Origin of the sequence: Ruminococcus sp. 210702-SL.1.03 (assembly GCF_020559915.1) — a bacterium.
GTDB lineage: Bacteria > Bacillota > Clostridia > Oscillospirales > Ruminococcaceae > YE71.
Map to the genome: position 1 here is coordinate 1 of NZ_JAJCLZ010000031.1, position 16,612 is coordinate 16,612.

Genomic DNA, 16,612 nt, shown 5'->3' on the forward strand with positions numbered 1-16,612 from the left:
CGCAACGTTTGTCGGCGGCATCATTTCAACTCACGCGCTCACGTGGAGCGCGACGCGTGGGACATGGGTCAGCATTTCCAGCAGCTAATTTCAACTCACGCGCTCACGTGGAGCGCGACATCGCCAAAACCGCAACACCAGCTCTGCTCCTCATTTCAACTCACGCGCTCACGTGGAGCGCGACCGGAGGGTTGGGCGCGCCGGCTCGACGACACAAACCTCATTTCAACTCACGCGCTCACGTGGAGCGCGACCATAAGAGCCCTGCGCCATGCGCAGACAGGGCAATTTCAACTCACGCGCTCACGTGGAGCGCGACCCTCCTGATACTGATGTTCCCGCGACTGTAAATATTTCAACTCACGCGCTCACGTGGAGCGCGACGTCCCTATCCGCGCGGAGCTGCAACCATTTGTACATTTCAACTCACGCGCTCACGTGGAGCGCGACCTAGACGGCTTGACTCGCTTACTTCGCATGCACATTTCAACTCACGCGCTCACGTGGAGCGCGACCGGCGTACATGGCCCGGAGGGGGTATCGCTGCATTTCAACTCACGCGCTCACGTGGAGCGCGACTTAATACAAAATGTATTATAATAGTACTATAATGAATTTCAACTCACGCGCTCACGTGGAGCGCGACCAATTTTTTCAGGTGCTTAAAATACCATTCTGACATTTCAACTCACGCGCTCACGTGGAGCGCGACGAAAGCGCTAACGAACGTGCAGGGGTCAGCGGACATTTCAACTCACGCGCTCACGTGGAGCGCGACTCGGGGGTTCGATTCCCCCTAACTCCATTTTAAAATTTCAACTCACGCGCTCACGTGGAGCGCGACCACACCAAATTGGTGGTATAATATAATCAAGGACATTTCAACTCACGCGCTCACGTGGAGCGCGACACTTTGCCCACGAACTAGACCGCATGTGTTCGATATTTCAACTCACGCGCTCACGTGGAGCGCGACCAAAAACATATGTAAAACTACTTGACAGCACACCATTTCAACTCACGCGCTCACGTGGAGCGCGACATTAGTTTCATCGTTGTTACCTCCGTATTTAGCCCATTTCAACTCACGCGCTCACGTGGAGCGCGACCCAGCTCTTCGACGATTGACGTTAAGCAATCATATTTCAACTCACGCGCTCACGTGGAGCGCGACTGATTTTATTATAGCACCAACTTGGTGTGCTGTCATTTCAACTCACGCGCTCACGTGGAGCGCGACTAACGATTTTATCGTTAATTTCCTCCGAGATTCTATTTCAACTCACGCGCTCACGTGGAGCGCTGTTGCCCGCCGCGCAAAACCCAAAAAACGCAACAATCCGTAAGTAAGCGTGAAAAATATACAAAACCCTCAAAAACCCTGCAATTACAGCGTTTTCGGAGTGCAATAAACTGATTGATGTGTAATGATGTAAATATATGGTGTCAAAAAAATACCGCCAAAAATAGCTGTTTTAATGCTGTTTTGGCGGTATTAAATTTTAGCCGTTATAATCTGTTTTAGCGTTTTAAAAACTGTTTTAATTTCTCGTAAACCCTTGAAAATGCGGCGTTTAGATGCGTTTTAATATTAAAACAGTATTGCTGGAACAGTGGTTGCGACCGCTTGAAAATAGGTCATTTTTTAATGCCAATATACCAACCAACTGCTTTATTTAATCCCAACTGGTTGGTATTAAAACCAACTATGCTACTTAAAAGGTCTCTATCCCTTGAAAATACAGGCTTTTGAGTAGCGCGGCTGTTATTTGAACAGAGCTTTTTCCTCTTTACAACTCAGCATTTGCCTTTTTCTTTTTCCTAGGACGCGGTTTGTATACATAGCCATTTTTCTTTTTCTCTCTCAGCTCGTCTATCTTAGAGGCGGCAAATAGTTTCATATCTTTATATTTTAACTTCTTTACTTCCCTCAGAAATTTGAGACCGCCGTCAATGTTGTTCATTTTTACATACACGTCAGCTACTCCGTTTACCGCAGGAGTATAGGTGTTATCGATGCTAAAAGACGTAAGATACGCTTTGAGCGAATCTTCAAATTGATACTCACCCTCATATGCGTGAGCAAGCTGCCACCATATTTCCGCTTTGCTTTGCGTAAGCTGATCTGCGACATAATCTCCCATGTCAATCTTTTGCCGCGGCGTACCGCTCCATGTTGCACCACAGTCAATAAACTTGTTCAAATAATCAATCGCATGCGGTCTGTATTCCGCTCCGGCAAGAACATAGCATTGCGATACAACATACAGCTTGTCCTTGTTCTCTGGCTCACCGCATAATCTGACAGCTTCCATCAACAAGGCTTTTTTATTTTCAAAAGTTTTTTCTAATTTCAGAACTTTGCCTATATAAAAAGGGCTAACATCTCTCCCTGAAAGATGATTATAGATCTGCAAAGCAAGCTTGTAGTCGGATTTTTCCTTTGTTTTAAACAGCATTTATATCACTCCGATCACCTTTCCGCGGCAATATATATCATCATATTCGTGCAGATTTATATCGTCATATTCTGGATTGAGAGAAATCAATTTATCGCCGCCGAACTTCTTTATAAATCCCTCGTCGTTGATTATAAAGATGCCTATATCGCCAAGCTCCACTGACGGCTGAGATTTTATAAGCACAAGATCGCCGTCATGAAATCTGGGTTCCATGCTGTTTCCGGAAACTTTGAGCGCAAAGTTTGCTTCACTGGTCTCAGAGCTCTCCTCAACCTCTATCATTTCTTTGTCGCAGTTATCAAGATAAACTCCCGTTCCTGCACTTGCAGGCAGCGAATAATATTCAATAAAAATAGTGTTTTTACGCTGCTCCAGTGGCGTTTTTGCCGATTCAGAAAGAACTATCGCGCGCTCCAGCAACTGTCCTTGCTGGAAAGCATCTAACTTATTATAGTATGTAAGCAATTCCTGTTCATCAGCGGTCAGAGTTTCCGCTGGTGAGCTTTTTTCTTTACCTGTTAGGAGAACATATGGAGAAATATCAAGAAACTCACAAATGGGGATAATATACTTTGCCGGTGGGTCAGTTTTTCTATTTTTCCAATTGGTCATTGTGCTTGTATTTATGCCTATATGATTGCATAAATCAGATTGTTTAAGTTCTTTTTTATCCAGATATGATAAAACATTATCAATAATAGACAAAATAAATCCAACCTTTCTGTGCAAATATACAAAATTCACATTTGTGAGCAAACCTGATTGACAAATCCCCAAACGTGAGCTATAATATATAATGATATACGATAGTGAACCCAATAGGCGCAATTATCCCTTGTTCACTATTGTATATTATATCGCAAAAGTAACATTTAGTCAACAGAATGGAGTGAAAAATTTTGACTGTAGAAGATTGGAAAGAAGTTGAAACACGCTTATCTATTCCGTATAGCTCTGTAAAGCTTAAAATTGACGGATATGATGTGACTATCGGTCACGCTATGGAAAAGCCTTTAAAATACTGCTTAGCAATATACATCGACGGTATTTTTAAAACCAAATGGGTCCTTGAAGACTGTGAGATACGCCGCCGATTTTGTAGCAAGCATACAAAAAGTCTGCTGACAGCTAAAGAGAAAAAAGCTCTTGACCGAGAGCGCAAAGCGTTTCGAGAGGAAGTTTTGAAAAAGTCAACCTACGACTGGTACTCGCCTTACTGGAACTCGTTTAGACGACTAAAAGCTCATCTTATCAAAAATAACAAATCAATTGAAATAGGGGAGGACGCATATGAAGTGGACTGAAGACGGTCAGCGCAAGGCTTCGCTGGCAAATGAACTTTTTTGGCTATTTGTTGTCGCCGGGCTTAAAGTAAAAGACGTTGCATATCGGATCGAAGACGGCGAAGAAGTGTACGTCATTACTATGACGAATAATTACACATACCGCGTCAATGTGACTTGCGACAGCCCAATGACTGCGGTATATGACGTAGTAAACTTTATGAAAAACAAATGAGGTGACCATATATGGATCAGAATAGAACTAAGCAGAAAGTGCTTGAAATATTTAATGAAGTGAAGAACACATCGTTCAGGAGCCTTGAGGACGCTGTAGAGGAGAACGGCATGGCATACGTTTTTGACGTGTGGCTAAGATACGAGGGTATCGTAGGATATACGTCAGACATCTTTGAGGTGCTGAACGCGGTAGGATTTAACATATCGATGCAGGAGGATTGGTAATATGAGCGATGAATCTAAAGCAAGCATACTTGTTATCACATGGGCAGCTGCGTTTTGCGTGGGCTTGGCAAAAGGCGAGAGCACAGGGCTGCTCATCATTACGCTTGCAACAGCTGTTTTCGCAACGATCATACTGCTTGATATGTTGTGCGAACGAGCGAAAGCGGAGATACGGCTGAAACGCCGCCGACTGGCAATAAGAGAACGATTCTGCCGCGAAATGGCGGAGATCGAAAGGGGCTGTGATAATGAGCATAGGTGAAAATTTCAAAAACAAGCGCATTGAACGCGACCTGTCGCAGGAAGAGCTCTCAAAGCTTTCCGGTGTGTCAAAGCCGATGATCTCATATATCGAGCGCGGCAAGCGCGTTCCGTCGGTACTTACCGCCCAGAAGATCGCCCGCGTACTGCGCTGCACCATTGATGATCTTCTGGCAAGCTGATAGATGCCGAAACCGAGTCGGAAAAGGCTCGGTCTGTCGGGGACGGTCTCCCGGCACTGATGATGGCAGACCAAGTAAGGAGGTGTATTTATGACGCTAAAGGAATTTAAGGCGCAAATGCTGGCGATCACAGTAGCTCAGGCTAAGGTACTAGCCGAAGTAAGCTGTCTTGAGGACATAAAAATAGAGCCTGAACAGCTCCGCAGGAATGTTGCGACCATTCTTGCCGTCCTCACAGAAACCGAAGAGTATCTGCTTAGCATAGCGAACGAGTGTTCTGGCTCTGATATATAGTATATCAGAAAACAAATGTTTTGTCAAGACCTGTGGGAGGTGAAAACGTGGATCTTTTGACTGTAAAAGACGCGGCAATGCTTAAAGGCTGCAGCGAACAGTATGTACAAAAATTGTGCAAGAGCGGCAAACTCTCTTGCGTGACCGAAATGAATGAACGTAATCGTCCGAGGTATATGATTCCCGTTTCATCGCTTTCGGCAGAGCTGCAGACAAGATACTACAAGCAGAAAGGCGAAACAAAAGCTGCTGAAATACAGCTAAAACACAGTTTAGAGCCTGTTAAAACCATAGAGGATTTTACCGCCCAGCAGCGTGAGCTGATACAGAAATGGATCACGATACTTTCTGACTGGCAGCAATGCCGCGAGAATTACGCAGGCCATAAGACCGAAGCGGACAAGCTGTACATTGCTAAATGCAAGCTCGAGCACCCTGATGTAAAGGTGTCAATGGACATCATTTATCGCAAATGGGCAGCGTATAAAAAGGGCGAATTGCAAGGACTATGCGAGAATCGCGGCGGAAGCAATCGCGGCAAGAGCCACATAGATCCTGAGATATGGGAACAGTTTTGCTACCTGTATTTGTCAGAAAATAAGCCTACGGTATCGCGCTGCTATGAGCTTACCAAGACATGGACAGCTATCAATTACCCCGACGCGGCGGCAGATTTCGCAAGCGAGCAGTCTTTTAGGCGGCGCATCAAAACTGAGATACCGCAGGCGGTACTCATCTATATGCGTGACGGCGACAAAGCCATGAAGGACAAATGTCTGCCGTATATCAGCAGAATGTATGACCAACTGCACGCTAACGATGTTTGGATAGCTGATAACCACACATTCGACATCCAATCATACGATGAGGACAGCGGCATGATACACCGACTGTATCTTACGGCATTTCTGGACGCCAAAAGCGGCGTACTGGTCGGCTGGAACATATGCGACAGCCCTAATTCGCAATCAACGATAATCGCGCTTCGGCACGGTATCATGCGATTTGGAATACCCAAGGCGGTGTACTTTGACAACGGTCGTGAATTTCTTACTCACGACGTGGGCGGCAAAGGTCATAGGTCACGAAAGACTGATAACGAGGAGCTTGAACCTCCGACCATACTGCAGCGGCTCGGCATAGAAATGCACAACGCTATCGTTAGAAACGCTAAAGCGAAGCCGATAGAGCGCACATTTTCGACCGTTACCCTGCAGTTTGCGCGAATGTTTGAGGGCTACTGCGGCGGCACTATCATGCAGCGACCGGAAAGTTTGAAACGCCGTATCAAGGACGGCAAGCTCCCTTGCGATTTTGAAGTACGGGAACTGTTGGAAGACTGGATAGACGGCGACTACAATGTACAGCAGTACGGCGGCTCTGAGTCATCATTTAAAGGCATGAGCCGTATAGAGGTCTGGAACAAGGACATAAAGCGCGTCGGCGTAAGAAAAGCTGCCGAAGCAGATCTTAACCTCATGCTCATGCGCTCGACTAGGGTACAAAAAGTCAAGAGAAACGGCGTATTTATCAGCATAGCGGGCGAAAAAGTGTGGTTCTACGACCCAGAAGATACTTACAGACATCTCGGCGAAGAGGTATATGTGCGCTATGATCCCGCCGACCTGCGGCAAGTACGAGTATACAGCAGCGAGGACAAGTATCTATGGACATGGCGCAGCGCGAACGAGCTGCTTGTAGACTATATCACAGAAACCAAAGAAGAAATATCTGACGCAATGGCTGTACAGCGCCGCACACAGCGGTTTATCAAAGCGGAAGCTAAAGAGATCACTGAGGGTCTTAACAGCGATCGCAGGATAGACCTAGCCGCGGCAGCTGCGCTCAAAGCGGCTGACGGCAAATCAGCATTTAAGATCATCATGCCTACTAACGTTATCGTAGTACGCGCGGACGAAGAAAATGAAGAGATATGCCAAAAAGCAGCCGGCGACAGCGTAGTCATTGATCTGGCGAAGATGAACCGAAATATTGAGAAGAGAAAAGAGGAGTGATCATGTTTGAATTTACAGAGCGCCAGCAGTGGGCACTGGACAAATTTCGCGAGCTCAGCGCAGAGCTGGGCAGCGGAAACAAAGCAGGAGAACAGGTAGGCGTATCCAACGCCACGATGTCAGCTATACGCTCCGGCACATACCGCGGCAACGTGGACAATCAGCTGGCAAAGCTCATCGCGTATTTTGAAACTAAGGAGGAAGCGGCAGGAACGTATGACCCTACCGAATATGTAGACACATCGGTATCGTCCAGCGTGTACGATACTATCCGCAACTGTCAGCTCAAGGGCGGACTTGCGATCGCCTGCGGAGATGCAGGCATAGGCAAAACACAGGCGGCAAAGCAGTTTGCCAAGGAGCACGCCAGCAGCTGCATATACATAAGCGTAAATCCGTGTATCAAATCGCCAAAGTCGGTGCTCAAGCTGTTGGGCAGCAGATTTAACATATCTACATCAAGCCTCGACGAGCTTTGGCTAGCAGTCGCTAACAAGCTCTCTGACGGTATGGTGCTCATTATCGACGAAGCTCAGCACCTCGGCATCAGGACGATAGAAACTCTCAGGAGTTTTTCCGACTATTTTGACGGCAAGGGACAGACGCTGGGAATATGTTTTGTCGGCAATCCTGAGACCGTATCGCGGCTGGGCGGCAGGCAGAAAGCAGAGTTTGCGCAGATACGCAACCGCACCAAGCAGACAAAGATATTTACCTCATCGCAGATAAGCAGCAAGGATATACGCCTGCTGTTTCCCGCCATCGAAGAAAAGTCGGCGGAAGCCGAATTTCTGCTGAAAATAGCACACAGCTCACAGGCGGTGCGCGGAGCTGTCAACCTGTACTCCAACGCATATGACAATGGCAATACCACATACAAGGGACTTGTCGCGATGGCAAAATTCATGGAACTGGAGGTGTGACAGATGAAACATGGCAAAAATCCGACCAAAGCGCAGAAGCGGATAATGACATACTACCGACTATGCTATCAGGACTGGCTCGTCACGAAGTGTACCGACAAGGAGCTGCACATAGTGCACCGTTACACGGATACGCAAAGGGTGCTGCGAAAAGTCAGCTTTGAACACGATACTCGCTCCGCAGAAAGGAGCGTTTAAGATGCCAAAGATACATCTTTGCAACATTTTTGATTGCGAGCGTGTGCGCCGCAATCAGTGCTGCAACTACTGCAATTACCGTATGATATGCAAAAATCGCTGCCTTAATAAGCACGACCTTTGCGGGCAGATGATATTTGCTGAAAATCGAAAGGAGCTTGAACATGAACACAGAAAGTAAGCACAAAAGGCTGTCGAAAGCAGCAAGTTTGACCATACCGAAGGACATGAGGCTTGCCGCAGGCATACTGCCCGGTACGGCGGTAGATCTTACTGAGGTAAACGACGGTATACTTATCTCGAAGCACGTCCCCATATGCCGCTTCTGCGGCAGCCCCGAAAAAGTTGTAGAGTATCGCGGCGAGGAGATATGCGCCAAATGTGCCGCAAAAATATGCAAGGAGGCGACCGGAAATGCTTGAACGCGCTGATGAGAAGATACGCCGCTATAAGGCGATAAAGCAAAAGATAGCCGAGCTCAAAGCAGAAGTTGACGGCATAGAAGCAGAGTTCCTCAAGGCTATGGAAAGCGACCTCGAGGACACGAAATACAAATCGGTATCATATTCTGACGGCGAGGGAAACAAGGTAACGGCGACCGAAGCTGAAAGCTTGAAAGTCATCTATCCGTCTTTCCTGAAAAACATTTTCGGGGCGGCGTACAAAGACGTAGTTACAGAAGAGGTAAGCTACAAGGTTTCGGCAGGAGCTGCGCGTATGCTTATCGCGCTGTATAATCGTGAGTATGTCAGCGGCGGAACGGTAGATCAGCTTGTCAAAACGCTGGGACTTGACGAGCGTACAGAAAAGGCACTTGTCAAAAAACTCAAAGGCAAGAAGTTTGACACTGACGTTAAAAATCTCAGGAAATTCGGCGGACTTGATGAAGAAACCGCTAAGGAAAACGCATATCTTGTATCAGAAATATGCGTATGGGAAGATTTCATGCGGCTCATGGAGATAAATCAGCGTACATCGGAAAGCGACATTGCCGAAGCGCTCAAATGGATAGACGGAGCTATCACCGTAGATCAGACAGCCAAGATAAAGATAGACATCGCAAACTAAAGGAGGAGGGGCTATGGCGACCAAAGAACAGATAAGACGTATATACGGCATGGCGGCGGCATTGGGTATAAAAGGCAGCGGAAAAGATGACCTGCTGCATGAAATGGTATATGGGCTTACGGGCAAGACATCCATCAAAGAGCTTACTGATAAAGACGTACAGTCTGTGATGGGCGAGCTCGTGCACCGCATGAGGTTTGCCGAAGCTCCTATAAAGTCTAAAAAGCCCAAGAAGCAGGAAGCTGATAACGAAGAGATCGGCAACTACGGGATGGCGACCAAAGAACAGCAGCGGCTTTGCTGGCGCTACTGCTATCGACTGAAAGAGCTTGACACTAAGCCTCAGCCGACAGATGTAGGCGACAGAATGGTAGGCGCTATCAAAAAGGTCTGCAATACTAACATAGTAAGCAAAGAAGAACCGTTCCGCTGCGTGACGCAGGAAGACGCGGCAAAGCTCATAGAACAGCTCAAACGTTATGTCAACACCGCAGAGCGGCGGGCTAAAAGGAGTGGTAAGCTTGTCGGAAGTTAAGATAAAATATGAGGAACTCAGCGACGAGCAGAAAAACCTTGTTGACTGCATAGGTGCAGAGGCGTTTATAAAGCTGGTCACCTGCTACGGCGGCACTACGCTGTATGTGCCAAAAGCCGACAGCCTTGCGCGAAGCAAACGTGACGAAGCGATACGGGCGGAGTTTGACGGATACAATTACCGTGAACTTTGCCGCAAATATAAGCTCAGCGAGCGCACTATACGGTCAATTACCGCAGAGAAAAATAATCGGCTGCGAAATGCACCGCTTGCTGGACAGATAACCATAGAGGGACTTGAAGACCTAAAAACTGATTGCTGAAAAAAAGTGAAATGCTTCGGGTGTACAGAACCGTAAAAGAATGGTATCATTGGTATAACAACTGATGATACCATTCTTTTATGATAGGGGGCAAGATCATGAACAGTCAGGAGATCATTACGATAGTATTGCAAATAATACTTACAGGCGGTATCGGCACGATCGCATACTTTCTAAAGCGCACAATAGACCGCATAGACAAGTGCGAATCGGACATCGCTAAGATAAAGGAAGACTACATAACCAAAGAGGACTTTTTTCGAGAGCAGGGAAAAACTGACCGAAAACTGGATCGAATGATGGATATACTGCTGGAGATAAAGGGAGGAAAATAACGTGGATATGGAAAAGCAGATGCAGCTTATAAAGGCTGGAAACTTTAAGGAAAACAACGGGTCTGTCATGCGCACTATCAATATGCTGCGCCACAAGTATCATAAGCTCAAAAGCGTTAAGTATGCGCTGCCTGATATTTCTGAGGGCGAGGTGCTCGACAGCGTGAACTATCTGCACGAAGCCGGATATATACACCTGCGCAGCATACTCACCAAAGAGCCTGCCGCGCTTAGTGACTGCGAGTTTGACGAACTGGAAGCCAAGCTGACGGCTAAGGGTATAAGCCTGCTGGCAGGCGGCATATCTGACCCCTGTATCGTTGTGTAAGGGGGCGAGCTTATGAGCCGCAGGAAACACAGCAAGATAGATAAGCTGCCGCCCGACATAAAAGATACCGTAGAGGATATGATACGCAGCGACTTCACTTACTCTGAGATCGCCGATTATATCATGGTACAGACAGACGTGCCAATATCGACAGCATCTATCTGCCGCCACGCGCGCAGCCTTAACGAATCCATCGAAACGCTTCGCATGGCGCAGGAAAATTTTCGCTGCATAATGGACGAGGTCAATCGCTATCCCGATATGGATACCGGTGATGGCATCATACGGCTGCTGTCGCACTATGTGCTCGAATCAATACACAACACGCCGGAAGAACAGTGGAAGTCGATAAAGCCCGAAGAGCTTATCAAGCAGGCGACATCGCTAGTCAAGGCGGCAAGCTACAAGAAAAATATCGACATCAAGAATGAGGATATACTCTCAGCGGGCTTTGAGCAGGTCAAGGGCATGGTCTTTGAAGCGATGGCTAAAGAACGCCCCGACTTGTATAAGGACGTTGCTAAGTTCTTAGACGAGAAAAGGAGTGAAGCTGCCAAATGATATATGTCGTACACGTCACAAGCGGCATGGAGTACGAGACCGTGCAGGCACTTGTGATGCAGGGGATAAAAGCATATGCGCCGAAGCACCATCTGCTTGAGCGCAGGCGAGGAGAATGGACTACGGTATCCCGCTATCTTTTTCCGGGATATGTTTTCGCAGATCTGCCGCAGCTTACCGACGAAGTCTACTACAAGGTACGCAATACAGACGGCGTTATACGTTTTCTCGGCAGCCCATCGCCCGTGCCGCTCTCATATTCGGAACAGCGCAGAATGCAGTGGATATTCGACGCAGGCGTGCTCGGCGTAAGCAAGGGTCATGTGCATGACGGTAAGATCGTCATAACATCGGGTCTGCTGCTGGGCAGAGAAAACGATATAATCAGTTTCAGCAAGCGTCAGAAGCGCTGCAAGCTCTGCTGCGTTATAAACGGACGAAAGCATTATTTCAGCCTTTCTGCTGAGCTGGATTAACAAATGTCTGACATCTTATCGGCAGGTAGATACGTCCCTGCCGCCGGGAACAGACTGCATACATATTTCCGCGCGACATTTTGCTTTATGAGCCGAATATCGCGAATGGCGAAGCTATGCCCGCTCAAAACAGCGTTTTACACCCTATTTTAATGGCGTTTAAATCGTTTTAAAGCGTGCGGCGGTGAAATTACCCTATGAACTATTGCAAGGCGCTCACAGCGCCTTATTTTTCGTCCATCGGTAAGGAGGGAATAAAGATTGAATCCGAAAAGAAAACAGGCTATAACGCTGCTTGACGAAGCTGCGAAAAGTGTGAACGATGTAAAAGTAAAGACCAATGTAAGAAGCCTCGGAGAACTTACCGAGGCTTTTATAAATACTCCCGATAAGGCTGAACGCAGGAAGATAGCAGCCGACTACAAAAAGCAGCATACCGAACTGCAAAACTTTATCGACGCTAACCCCGAGCTCGTCAATGCAGAAGTGGAACGTGCCCTGCTCGCCGCAGCACTTGGAGGAGAATACACCGAAGAAGAAGTAAGAGTAGACGCCAGAGGGCGCAGGACGATAAAGCGTAAGGTCAAAAAGGTAGCTCCTAACCCATCAGCAGCGCTGAGCTATCTGCAAAACAAAGACAAGGAAAACTGGTCGCCTAATCCTAAGGCAGATCCTGAGCTGGAGGATACGTCGGAGATAGAGGAGGAGCTGTATGGCAAAAAGTAAACCGCTAAAACAGCGCAAAACCATACCGTACAACTTTGGCGAGAAGCATAAACAGTATATCTGCCGCTGTACGATCAGCATGATAAACTGTGCAGAGGGCGCTGTCAGAGCAGGAAAAACGGTCGATAATGTTGTAGCTTTTTGTCACGAGATAGAAAATACAAATGACAAAATACACCTTGCATCTGCCTCAACTGTCGGAAATGCGAAAATAATCCTCGGCGACTGCAATGGCTTCGGCATCGAACACTGGTTCAGAGGTCAGTGCCGCTGGGGCAAGTACAAAGGCAACGAGGCTCTTATCATAAGAGGTCCGAAAACGCATTACAGAGAGCGCATCGTAATATTCACGGGCGCGATGATGGAAAACAGTTTCAAATCTATCCGCGGCAACTCTTACGGTATGTGGATAGGTACGGAGATAAATCTTCACGCTAAAAGCTTTGTCAAAGAAGCTATGAACAGAACCATTGCCGCAGATAAGCGCAAGGTGTTCTGGGACTTGAACCCCGACAATCCGAAAGCGTGGATATACACAGATTTTATCGACAAATACGCCGCGGATACAAAGGCAGGAACATTCGTCGGCGGATATAACTACGAGCATTTTACCATTGACGATAACGTCAATATCTCCGATGAGCGCAAAGCAGAGGTCAAATCACAGTACGATATAACATCATTGTGGTACAAGCGTGACATACTAGGTTTGCGCATAGCTGCGGAGGGACTTATCTTTCAGAGCTTTGCCAATAACCCCGAGAACTACACGCTGACAGTTTCTGAGCTTGATAAAAACAGGATCACATCAATACAGATCGGTATAGATTTCGGCGGCAACAAGTCAAAGACAACTTTTGTAGCGACGGCTTTTGTTGACGGCTTTAAAAAGCTTATAGTTGTTGCAGACCATAAAATAGACGGCGGCAAGGGCGAGGTCAGCCCTGAGATCATAAACACTGATTTTATACGTTTCGTAAAGACGTTATATCAGCGATATAACCCTATTCTGATAAAATTCGCATGGGCGGATAACGAGAACCAAGCTGTCATAAACGGCTTGCGGATAGCCTGCATAAGAGCAAGGCTGCTTGTCAAGATAGTTGACTGTTACAAAGCCCCGCGCAACGGCAGAATATCGCTGCTTACGTCGATGATGTCACAGGGCAGATTTTTTGTGCTGGAAAACTGCAAAAACGTCATCGGCAGCTTGTCAGAGCAGATATGGGATCCTAAGATAAAAGACAAAGATGAGCGTCTTGACGACGGCACTTGCGACATAGACACCGCCGATGCGTTGGAGTACAGTTTCAGCAAGTTCATCAAGCCGTTAATGCTTGCAGGAGGTGAAAACGTTGAATAGTCAGATCATTAACTGGCTCAATAATCAGTTTGGGTACACCATTTCCAATGATTATTACAGCAAGATAGATGTATGGAAAGACTGGTGGAAGGGATTTCACCAGCCGTTTCACCGCATTGTATATGAAAACGGAGAAAAGCGAAAAAGCCGCGATATGTATACCATGAAGATGGCAAAAAAGGTCTGCGAGGACTGGGCGGCTATACTTATCAATGACAAGACAGCCGTGAAAATAGCCGATGAAACTACTCAGCGCTTTATCAGCGGCGACACTGAAAACGGCGGCGTATTTGGCAGCAACAACTTCTGGGATCAGGCAAACGACCTTATGGAAAAGATGATGTATTCCGGCACTTGTGCCGTTGTCATACGCCTGAAAAATGCACCGATAAATTCTGAGGGCAGGCTTATCCCATCGCCTGATACAAGGATAGATCTTAACTACCTTGAAGCTGACAAGATAATCCCTCTTACGATAGACAACGGCGACATTACAGAGGCGGCTTTTTGTTCCGACATATGCCACAGGGGAAACCACAGGCTGTATCTTGAGATACACAGATTTGAAAATGGTGAGTATGTTATAGAAAACCATATTTTCCGAACTGACAGCAAGCAGAAAGAACTGCTTTTTGAAGAAGAGCTGCCAAACGGCGTGCCCAAGATAATACGAACGGGTGCGGACAAGCCTTGGTTCTCTATCTGTAAACCTGCTATCGTCAATCCGTTTGAAGATAACTGCGGAATGGGCTGTGCTGTTTTTGCTGACGCGATAGATAACCTCAAGGGCATAGACCTTGCCTTCAACAACTTCTGCTCCGATTTTTGGCTCGGTCAGAAAAAGGTATTCCTCAACAAAAATATGTTTGCGGATATGACGGGCAGTAAAAAGATCGCACCAGACGAGGTCAATCAGCAGTTGTTTTATTACATCGGTGAAACTATGGACGACGGCACAGCTAAAAGCCTTGTACAGGAGCATAACCCCGAACTGCGCGTGGCTGACAATACGGCAGGCATACAGGCTCAGCTTGATTACCTCAGCTTTAAGGTCGGCTTTGGCACTAAGCACTATCAGTTTAACAGCGGCAGTATAGTCACGGCTACTCAGTACACAGGCGACAAGCAGGACTTGATACAAAATGCCCACAAGCATTTTATCAAAGTAGAAAGCTTCCTGCACCGTCTTGTCAAAACTTTGCTTTGGATAGGTCACAACTACATAGACAGCAGCATCAAAGATGACGCGCTTATATCCGTGGTATTTGACCAGTCACCACTCGTTGACGAAAATGCCGAACGGCAGCGCGACAAAGACGATGTAGCAGCGGGCTTGATGCAGCGTTGGGAATACCGTGTTAAATGGTACGGTGAATCGGAAGCTGACGCTAAGCGGCGGCTTGCCGACGGAGATCCTACCGACGATGAGCTTATGGGCTTTGAGGACGGTGAGGAATAATGCTGTCACCTCAGACACTGCACGACCTGCCTAATGAGATGGTAGATCTCGTCAACGAAGTGCAGGAAGAGATACTGCGAAGCATTGCAAAAAAGCTTGTAAAGGCAGACTACCTAACCCCATCGGCGGAATGGCAGCTATATAAAGCGGCTCAGCTGAGGATGTCAACCAAAGAGATAAATGAGCTGCTTGCAAAATACACTGGCAAGTCAGTGCGCGAGATCAAGCGGCTCTATACCGCCGCCTGCAAAGAGGCGATAAGCAACGATGCCAAGATATACCGCGCGTATGGCAAGGACTGCTCCTCTGCTCTAAGGTCGGTCGCGTTATCCAACACGCTAAATGCAGGTATCAAAAACGCAGGCGGAATGACAAAAAATCTTTGCCGCTCTATGGTGGATTCCTCGCGCGATACCGTAACGCATCTTATGGACAATGCGTGGCTTAAAATACAAAGCGGAGCGTTTTCTTATCAAGACGCCATCTATAATGCGGTATCTGAGCTTGCGGCAAACGGCATTACCAAAGTGACCTATGCAAGCGGGCGTACTGATTGGGCAGACGTTGCTGTACGGCGCGCTGTTATGACGGGCATAAGCCAGACCGCAGGTCAGATGCAGCTTGATCTCGCCGCGGAAATGGACTGCGATCTTGTAGAGGTAACGGCTCATATGGGTGCGCGCCCATCTCATGCGATGTGGCAGGGCAAGGTATACAGCATTTCGGGCAAGACTAAGAAATATCCCAAGCTCTCCGTTGCTACGGGCTACGGCACAGGTGCGGGACTTAAAGGTTGGAACTGCCGCCATGATTTTTATCCGTTCTTTGAAGGCTTGTCGAAGCGTGCAAATATGCCTGTGGACATTGCCGAAAGCAACAAGCAGTACGCATTGTCGCAGCGCCAGCGGGCAATGGAGCGCACGATACGCGCTTCAAAACGCAGATTGGCGGCGCTGGACGGCGCTATATCCGCCGCTGACGATGAGCAATTAAAGATAAATCTGCAAAAGCAGTTTGATAAACATTCTGCTATCTTAAAAGAAAAGGAAAAGCGGCTTGATGAGTTCTGCGCTGATAATGACCTGTTCCCCGAAAACGACAGGGTGCGCGTAGTTGGATTTGGCAAAAGCGTTTCGCAAAAAGCGGTACATGGAAACAAGAAATATCTTGCAAAAAAGCTTGACAAATCTATTATTAATGGTACAATAGATAGTAAGGAATATTCTGAGATGCTGAAGGCAAGGACTATAATTGATAAGGATTCACTTGATTCAAACCACAAAGCTCTTCCTAAGACAGGAAAGGCACATAGTATAGTTGATCTTGTTGAAAATGGAAAAGTAGTTCAACGAAGGATAT

Annotated in this window: 24 protein-coding genes, 1 other RNA gene and 1 CRISPR repeat array; of the genes, 23 read left to right on the forward strand and 2 right to left on the reverse strand. The window is 47.1% G+C overall.

What is annotated here, in order from left to right; translation table 11 throughout:
- Nucleotides 1–22 precede the first annotated feature (22 nt).
- Nucleotides 23–1,306: direct repeats of the CRISPR family, unit length 32 nt; unit sequence ATTTCAACTCACGCGCTCACGTGGAGCGCGAC.
- A gap of 484 nt (nt 1,307–1,790) precedes the next feature.
- Both LI114_RS11605 and LI114_RS11610 read right to left on the reverse strand, forming a co-directional pair.
- Entirely contained in the window at nt 1,791–2,459 is a 669-nt protein-coding gene (locus LI114_RS11605) for a tetratricopeptide repeat protein (RefSeq protein WP_227220810.1), read from the reverse strand.
- Complete coding sequence (locus LI114_RS11610; protein WP_227220811.1) at nt 2,460–3,167, reverse strand: XRE family transcriptional regulator; 708 nt, start codon at nt 3,165–3,167, stop codon at nt 2,460–2,462.
- Between the two features lie 194 nt (nt 3,168–3,361).
- Here LI114_RS11610 and LI114_RS11615 point away from each other — a divergent pair, with 194 nt between their 5' ends.
- The 23 genes from LI114_RS11615 to LI114_RS11725 all read left to right on the forward strand — a co-directional run.
- Complete coding sequence (locus tag LI114_RS11615) at nt 3,362–3,766, forward strand: hypothetical protein (RefSeq protein WP_227220812.1); 405 nt, start codon at nt 3,362–3,364, stop codon at nt 3,764–3,766.
- Entirely contained in the window at nt 3,753–3,980 is a 228-nt protein-coding gene (locus LI114_RS11620; protein WP_227220814.1) for a hypothetical protein, read from the forward strand. The genes LI114_RS11615 and LI114_RS11620 overlap by 14 nt, the downstream gene beginning before the upstream one ends.
- Before the next feature lie 11 nt (nt 3,981–3,991).
- On the forward strand, nt 3,992–4,207 hold the full coding sequence (locus tag LI114_RS11625) for a hypothetical protein (RefSeq protein WP_227220815.1): 216 nt from the start codon (nt 3,992–3,994) through the stop codon (nt 4,205–4,207).
- 1 nt (nt 4,208) lies between these two features.
- The gene (locus tag LI114_RS11630) at nt 4,209–4,469 is read left to right on the forward strand and encodes a hypothetical protein (RefSeq protein ID WP_227220816.1); all 261 of its coding nucleotides are present in this window, start codon (nt 4,209–4,211) and stop codon (nt 4,467–4,469) included.
- Nucleotides 4,456–4,650 (forward strand): helix-turn-helix transcriptional regulator, encoded by a 195-nt coding sequence (locus LI114_RS11635; protein WP_227220817.1) that lies wholly within the window; start codon nt 4,456–4,458, stop codon nt 4,648–4,650. The genes LI114_RS11630 and LI114_RS11635 overlap by 14 nt, the downstream gene beginning before the upstream one ends.
- Before the next feature lie 4 nt (nt 4,651–4,654).
- Nucleotides 4,655–4,725: hammerhead ribozyme type II (locus LI114_RS11640), an RNA gene on the forward strand.
- Nucleotides 4,726–4,740: 15 nt separating this feature from the next.
- Nucleotides 4,741–4,944, forward strand: a complete 204-nt coding sequence (locus tag LI114_RS11645; RefSeq protein ID WP_227220819.1) for a hypothetical protein — start codon at nt 4,741–4,743, stop codon at nt 4,942–4,944.
- 47 nt (nt 4,945–4,991) lie between these two features.
- The gene (locus LI114_RS11650; RefSeq protein WP_227220820.1) at nt 4,992–6,959 is read left to right on the forward strand and encodes a Mu transposase C-terminal domain-containing protein; all 1,968 of its coding nucleotides are present in this window, start codon (nt 4,992–4,994) and stop codon (nt 6,957–6,959) included.
- A 2-nt stretch (nt 6,960–6,961) separates the two neighbouring features.
- Entirely contained in the window at nt 6,962–7,882 is a 921-nt protein-coding gene (locus LI114_RS11655; protein WP_227220821.1) for an AAA family ATPase, read from the forward strand.
- 3 nt (nt 7,883–7,885) lie between these two features.
- The gene (locus LI114_RS11660) at nt 7,886–8,080 is read left to right on the forward strand and encodes a DUF6906 family protein (protein ID WP_227220823.1); all 195 of its coding nucleotides are present in this window, start codon (nt 7,886–7,888) and stop codon (nt 8,078–8,080) included.
- Nucleotide 8,081: 1 nt separating this feature from the next.
- Nucleotides 8,082–8,261, forward strand: coding sequence for a hypothetical protein (locus LI114_RS11665; RefSeq protein ID WP_227220824.1), 180 nt, complete (start codon nt 8,082–8,084; stop codon nt 8,259–8,261).
- A complete protein-coding gene (locus LI114_RS11670; protein ID WP_227220825.1) occupies nt 8,245–8,502 on the forward strand; it encodes an AbrB/MazE/SpoVT family DNA-binding domain-containing protein in 258 nt (85 codons plus the stop codon). The genes LI114_RS11665 and LI114_RS11670 overlap by 17 nt, the downstream gene beginning before the upstream one ends.
- Nucleotides 8,495–9,148 carry a hypothetical protein gene (locus tag LI114_RS11675; RefSeq protein ID WP_227220827.1) on the forward strand — a complete coding sequence of 218 codons (654 nt, stop codon included), beginning with the start codon at nt 8,495–8,497 and terminating at the stop codon, nt 9,146–9,148. The genes LI114_RS11670 and LI114_RS11675 overlap by 8 nt, the downstream gene beginning before the upstream one ends.
- Nucleotides 9,149–9,161: 13 nt before the next feature.
- On the forward strand, nt 9,162–9,683 hold the full coding sequence (locus tag LI114_RS11680; protein ID WP_227220828.1) for a phage protein GemA/Gp16 family protein: 522 nt from the start codon (nt 9,162–9,164) through the stop codon (nt 9,681–9,683).
- Nucleotides 9,670–10,005, forward strand: a complete 336-nt coding sequence (locus LI114_RS11685; RefSeq protein WP_227220829.1) for a Mor transcription activator family protein — start codon at nt 9,670–9,672, stop codon at nt 10,003–10,005. Before LI114_RS11680 ends, LI114_RS11685 begins: the two co-directional genes overlap by 14 nt.
- Nucleotides 10,006–10,103: 98 nt before the next feature.
- Entirely contained in the window at nt 10,104–10,340 is a 237-nt protein-coding gene (locus tag LI114_RS11690; RefSeq protein ID WP_227220831.1) for a hypothetical protein, read from the forward strand.
- Between the two features lie 7 nt (nt 10,341–10,347).
- Nucleotides 10,348–10,668 carry a type VI secretion protein gene (locus LI114_RS11695; RefSeq protein ID WP_227220833.1) on the forward strand — a complete coding sequence of 107 codons (321 nt, stop codon included), beginning with the start codon at nt 10,348–10,350 and terminating at the stop codon, nt 10,666–10,668.
- 12 nt (nt 10,669–10,680) lie between these two features.
- Complete coding sequence (locus LI114_RS11700) at nt 10,681–11,229, forward strand: phage protein Gp27 family protein (RefSeq protein WP_227220834.1); 549 nt, start codon at nt 10,681–10,683, stop codon at nt 11,227–11,229.
- Nucleotides 11,226–11,705 carry a transcription termination/antitermination NusG family protein gene (locus LI114_RS11705; RefSeq protein ID WP_227220836.1) on the forward strand — a complete coding sequence of 160 codons (480 nt, stop codon included), beginning with the start codon at nt 11,226–11,228 and terminating at the stop codon, nt 11,703–11,705. Before LI114_RS11700 ends, LI114_RS11705 begins: the two co-directional genes overlap by 4 nt.
- Before the next feature lie 261 nt (nt 11,706–11,966).
- Nucleotides 11,967–12,431, forward strand: coding sequence for a hypothetical protein (locus tag LI114_RS11710; protein WP_227220837.1), 465 nt, complete (start codon nt 11,967–11,969; stop codon nt 12,429–12,431).
- Nucleotides 12,418–13,794 carry a terminase large subunit domain-containing protein gene (locus tag LI114_RS11715; protein ID WP_227220838.1) on the forward strand — a complete coding sequence of 459 codons (1,377 nt, stop codon included), beginning with the start codon at nt 12,418–12,420 and terminating at the stop codon, nt 13,792–13,794. The genes LI114_RS11710 and LI114_RS11715 overlap by 14 nt, the downstream gene beginning before the upstream one ends.
- Nucleotides 13,787–15,253 (forward strand): phage portal protein, encoded by a 1,467-nt coding sequence (locus tag LI114_RS11720; protein WP_227220839.1) that lies wholly within the window; start codon nt 13,787–13,789, stop codon nt 15,251–15,253. Before LI114_RS11715 ends, LI114_RS11720 begins: the two co-directional genes overlap by 8 nt.
- Nucleotides 15,253–16,612: phage minor capsid protein (locus LI114_RS11725; protein WP_227220840.1), on the forward strand; the 1,360-nt coding region annotated here is incomplete at its 3' end. The genes LI114_RS11720 and LI114_RS11725, both read left to right, overlap by 1 nt.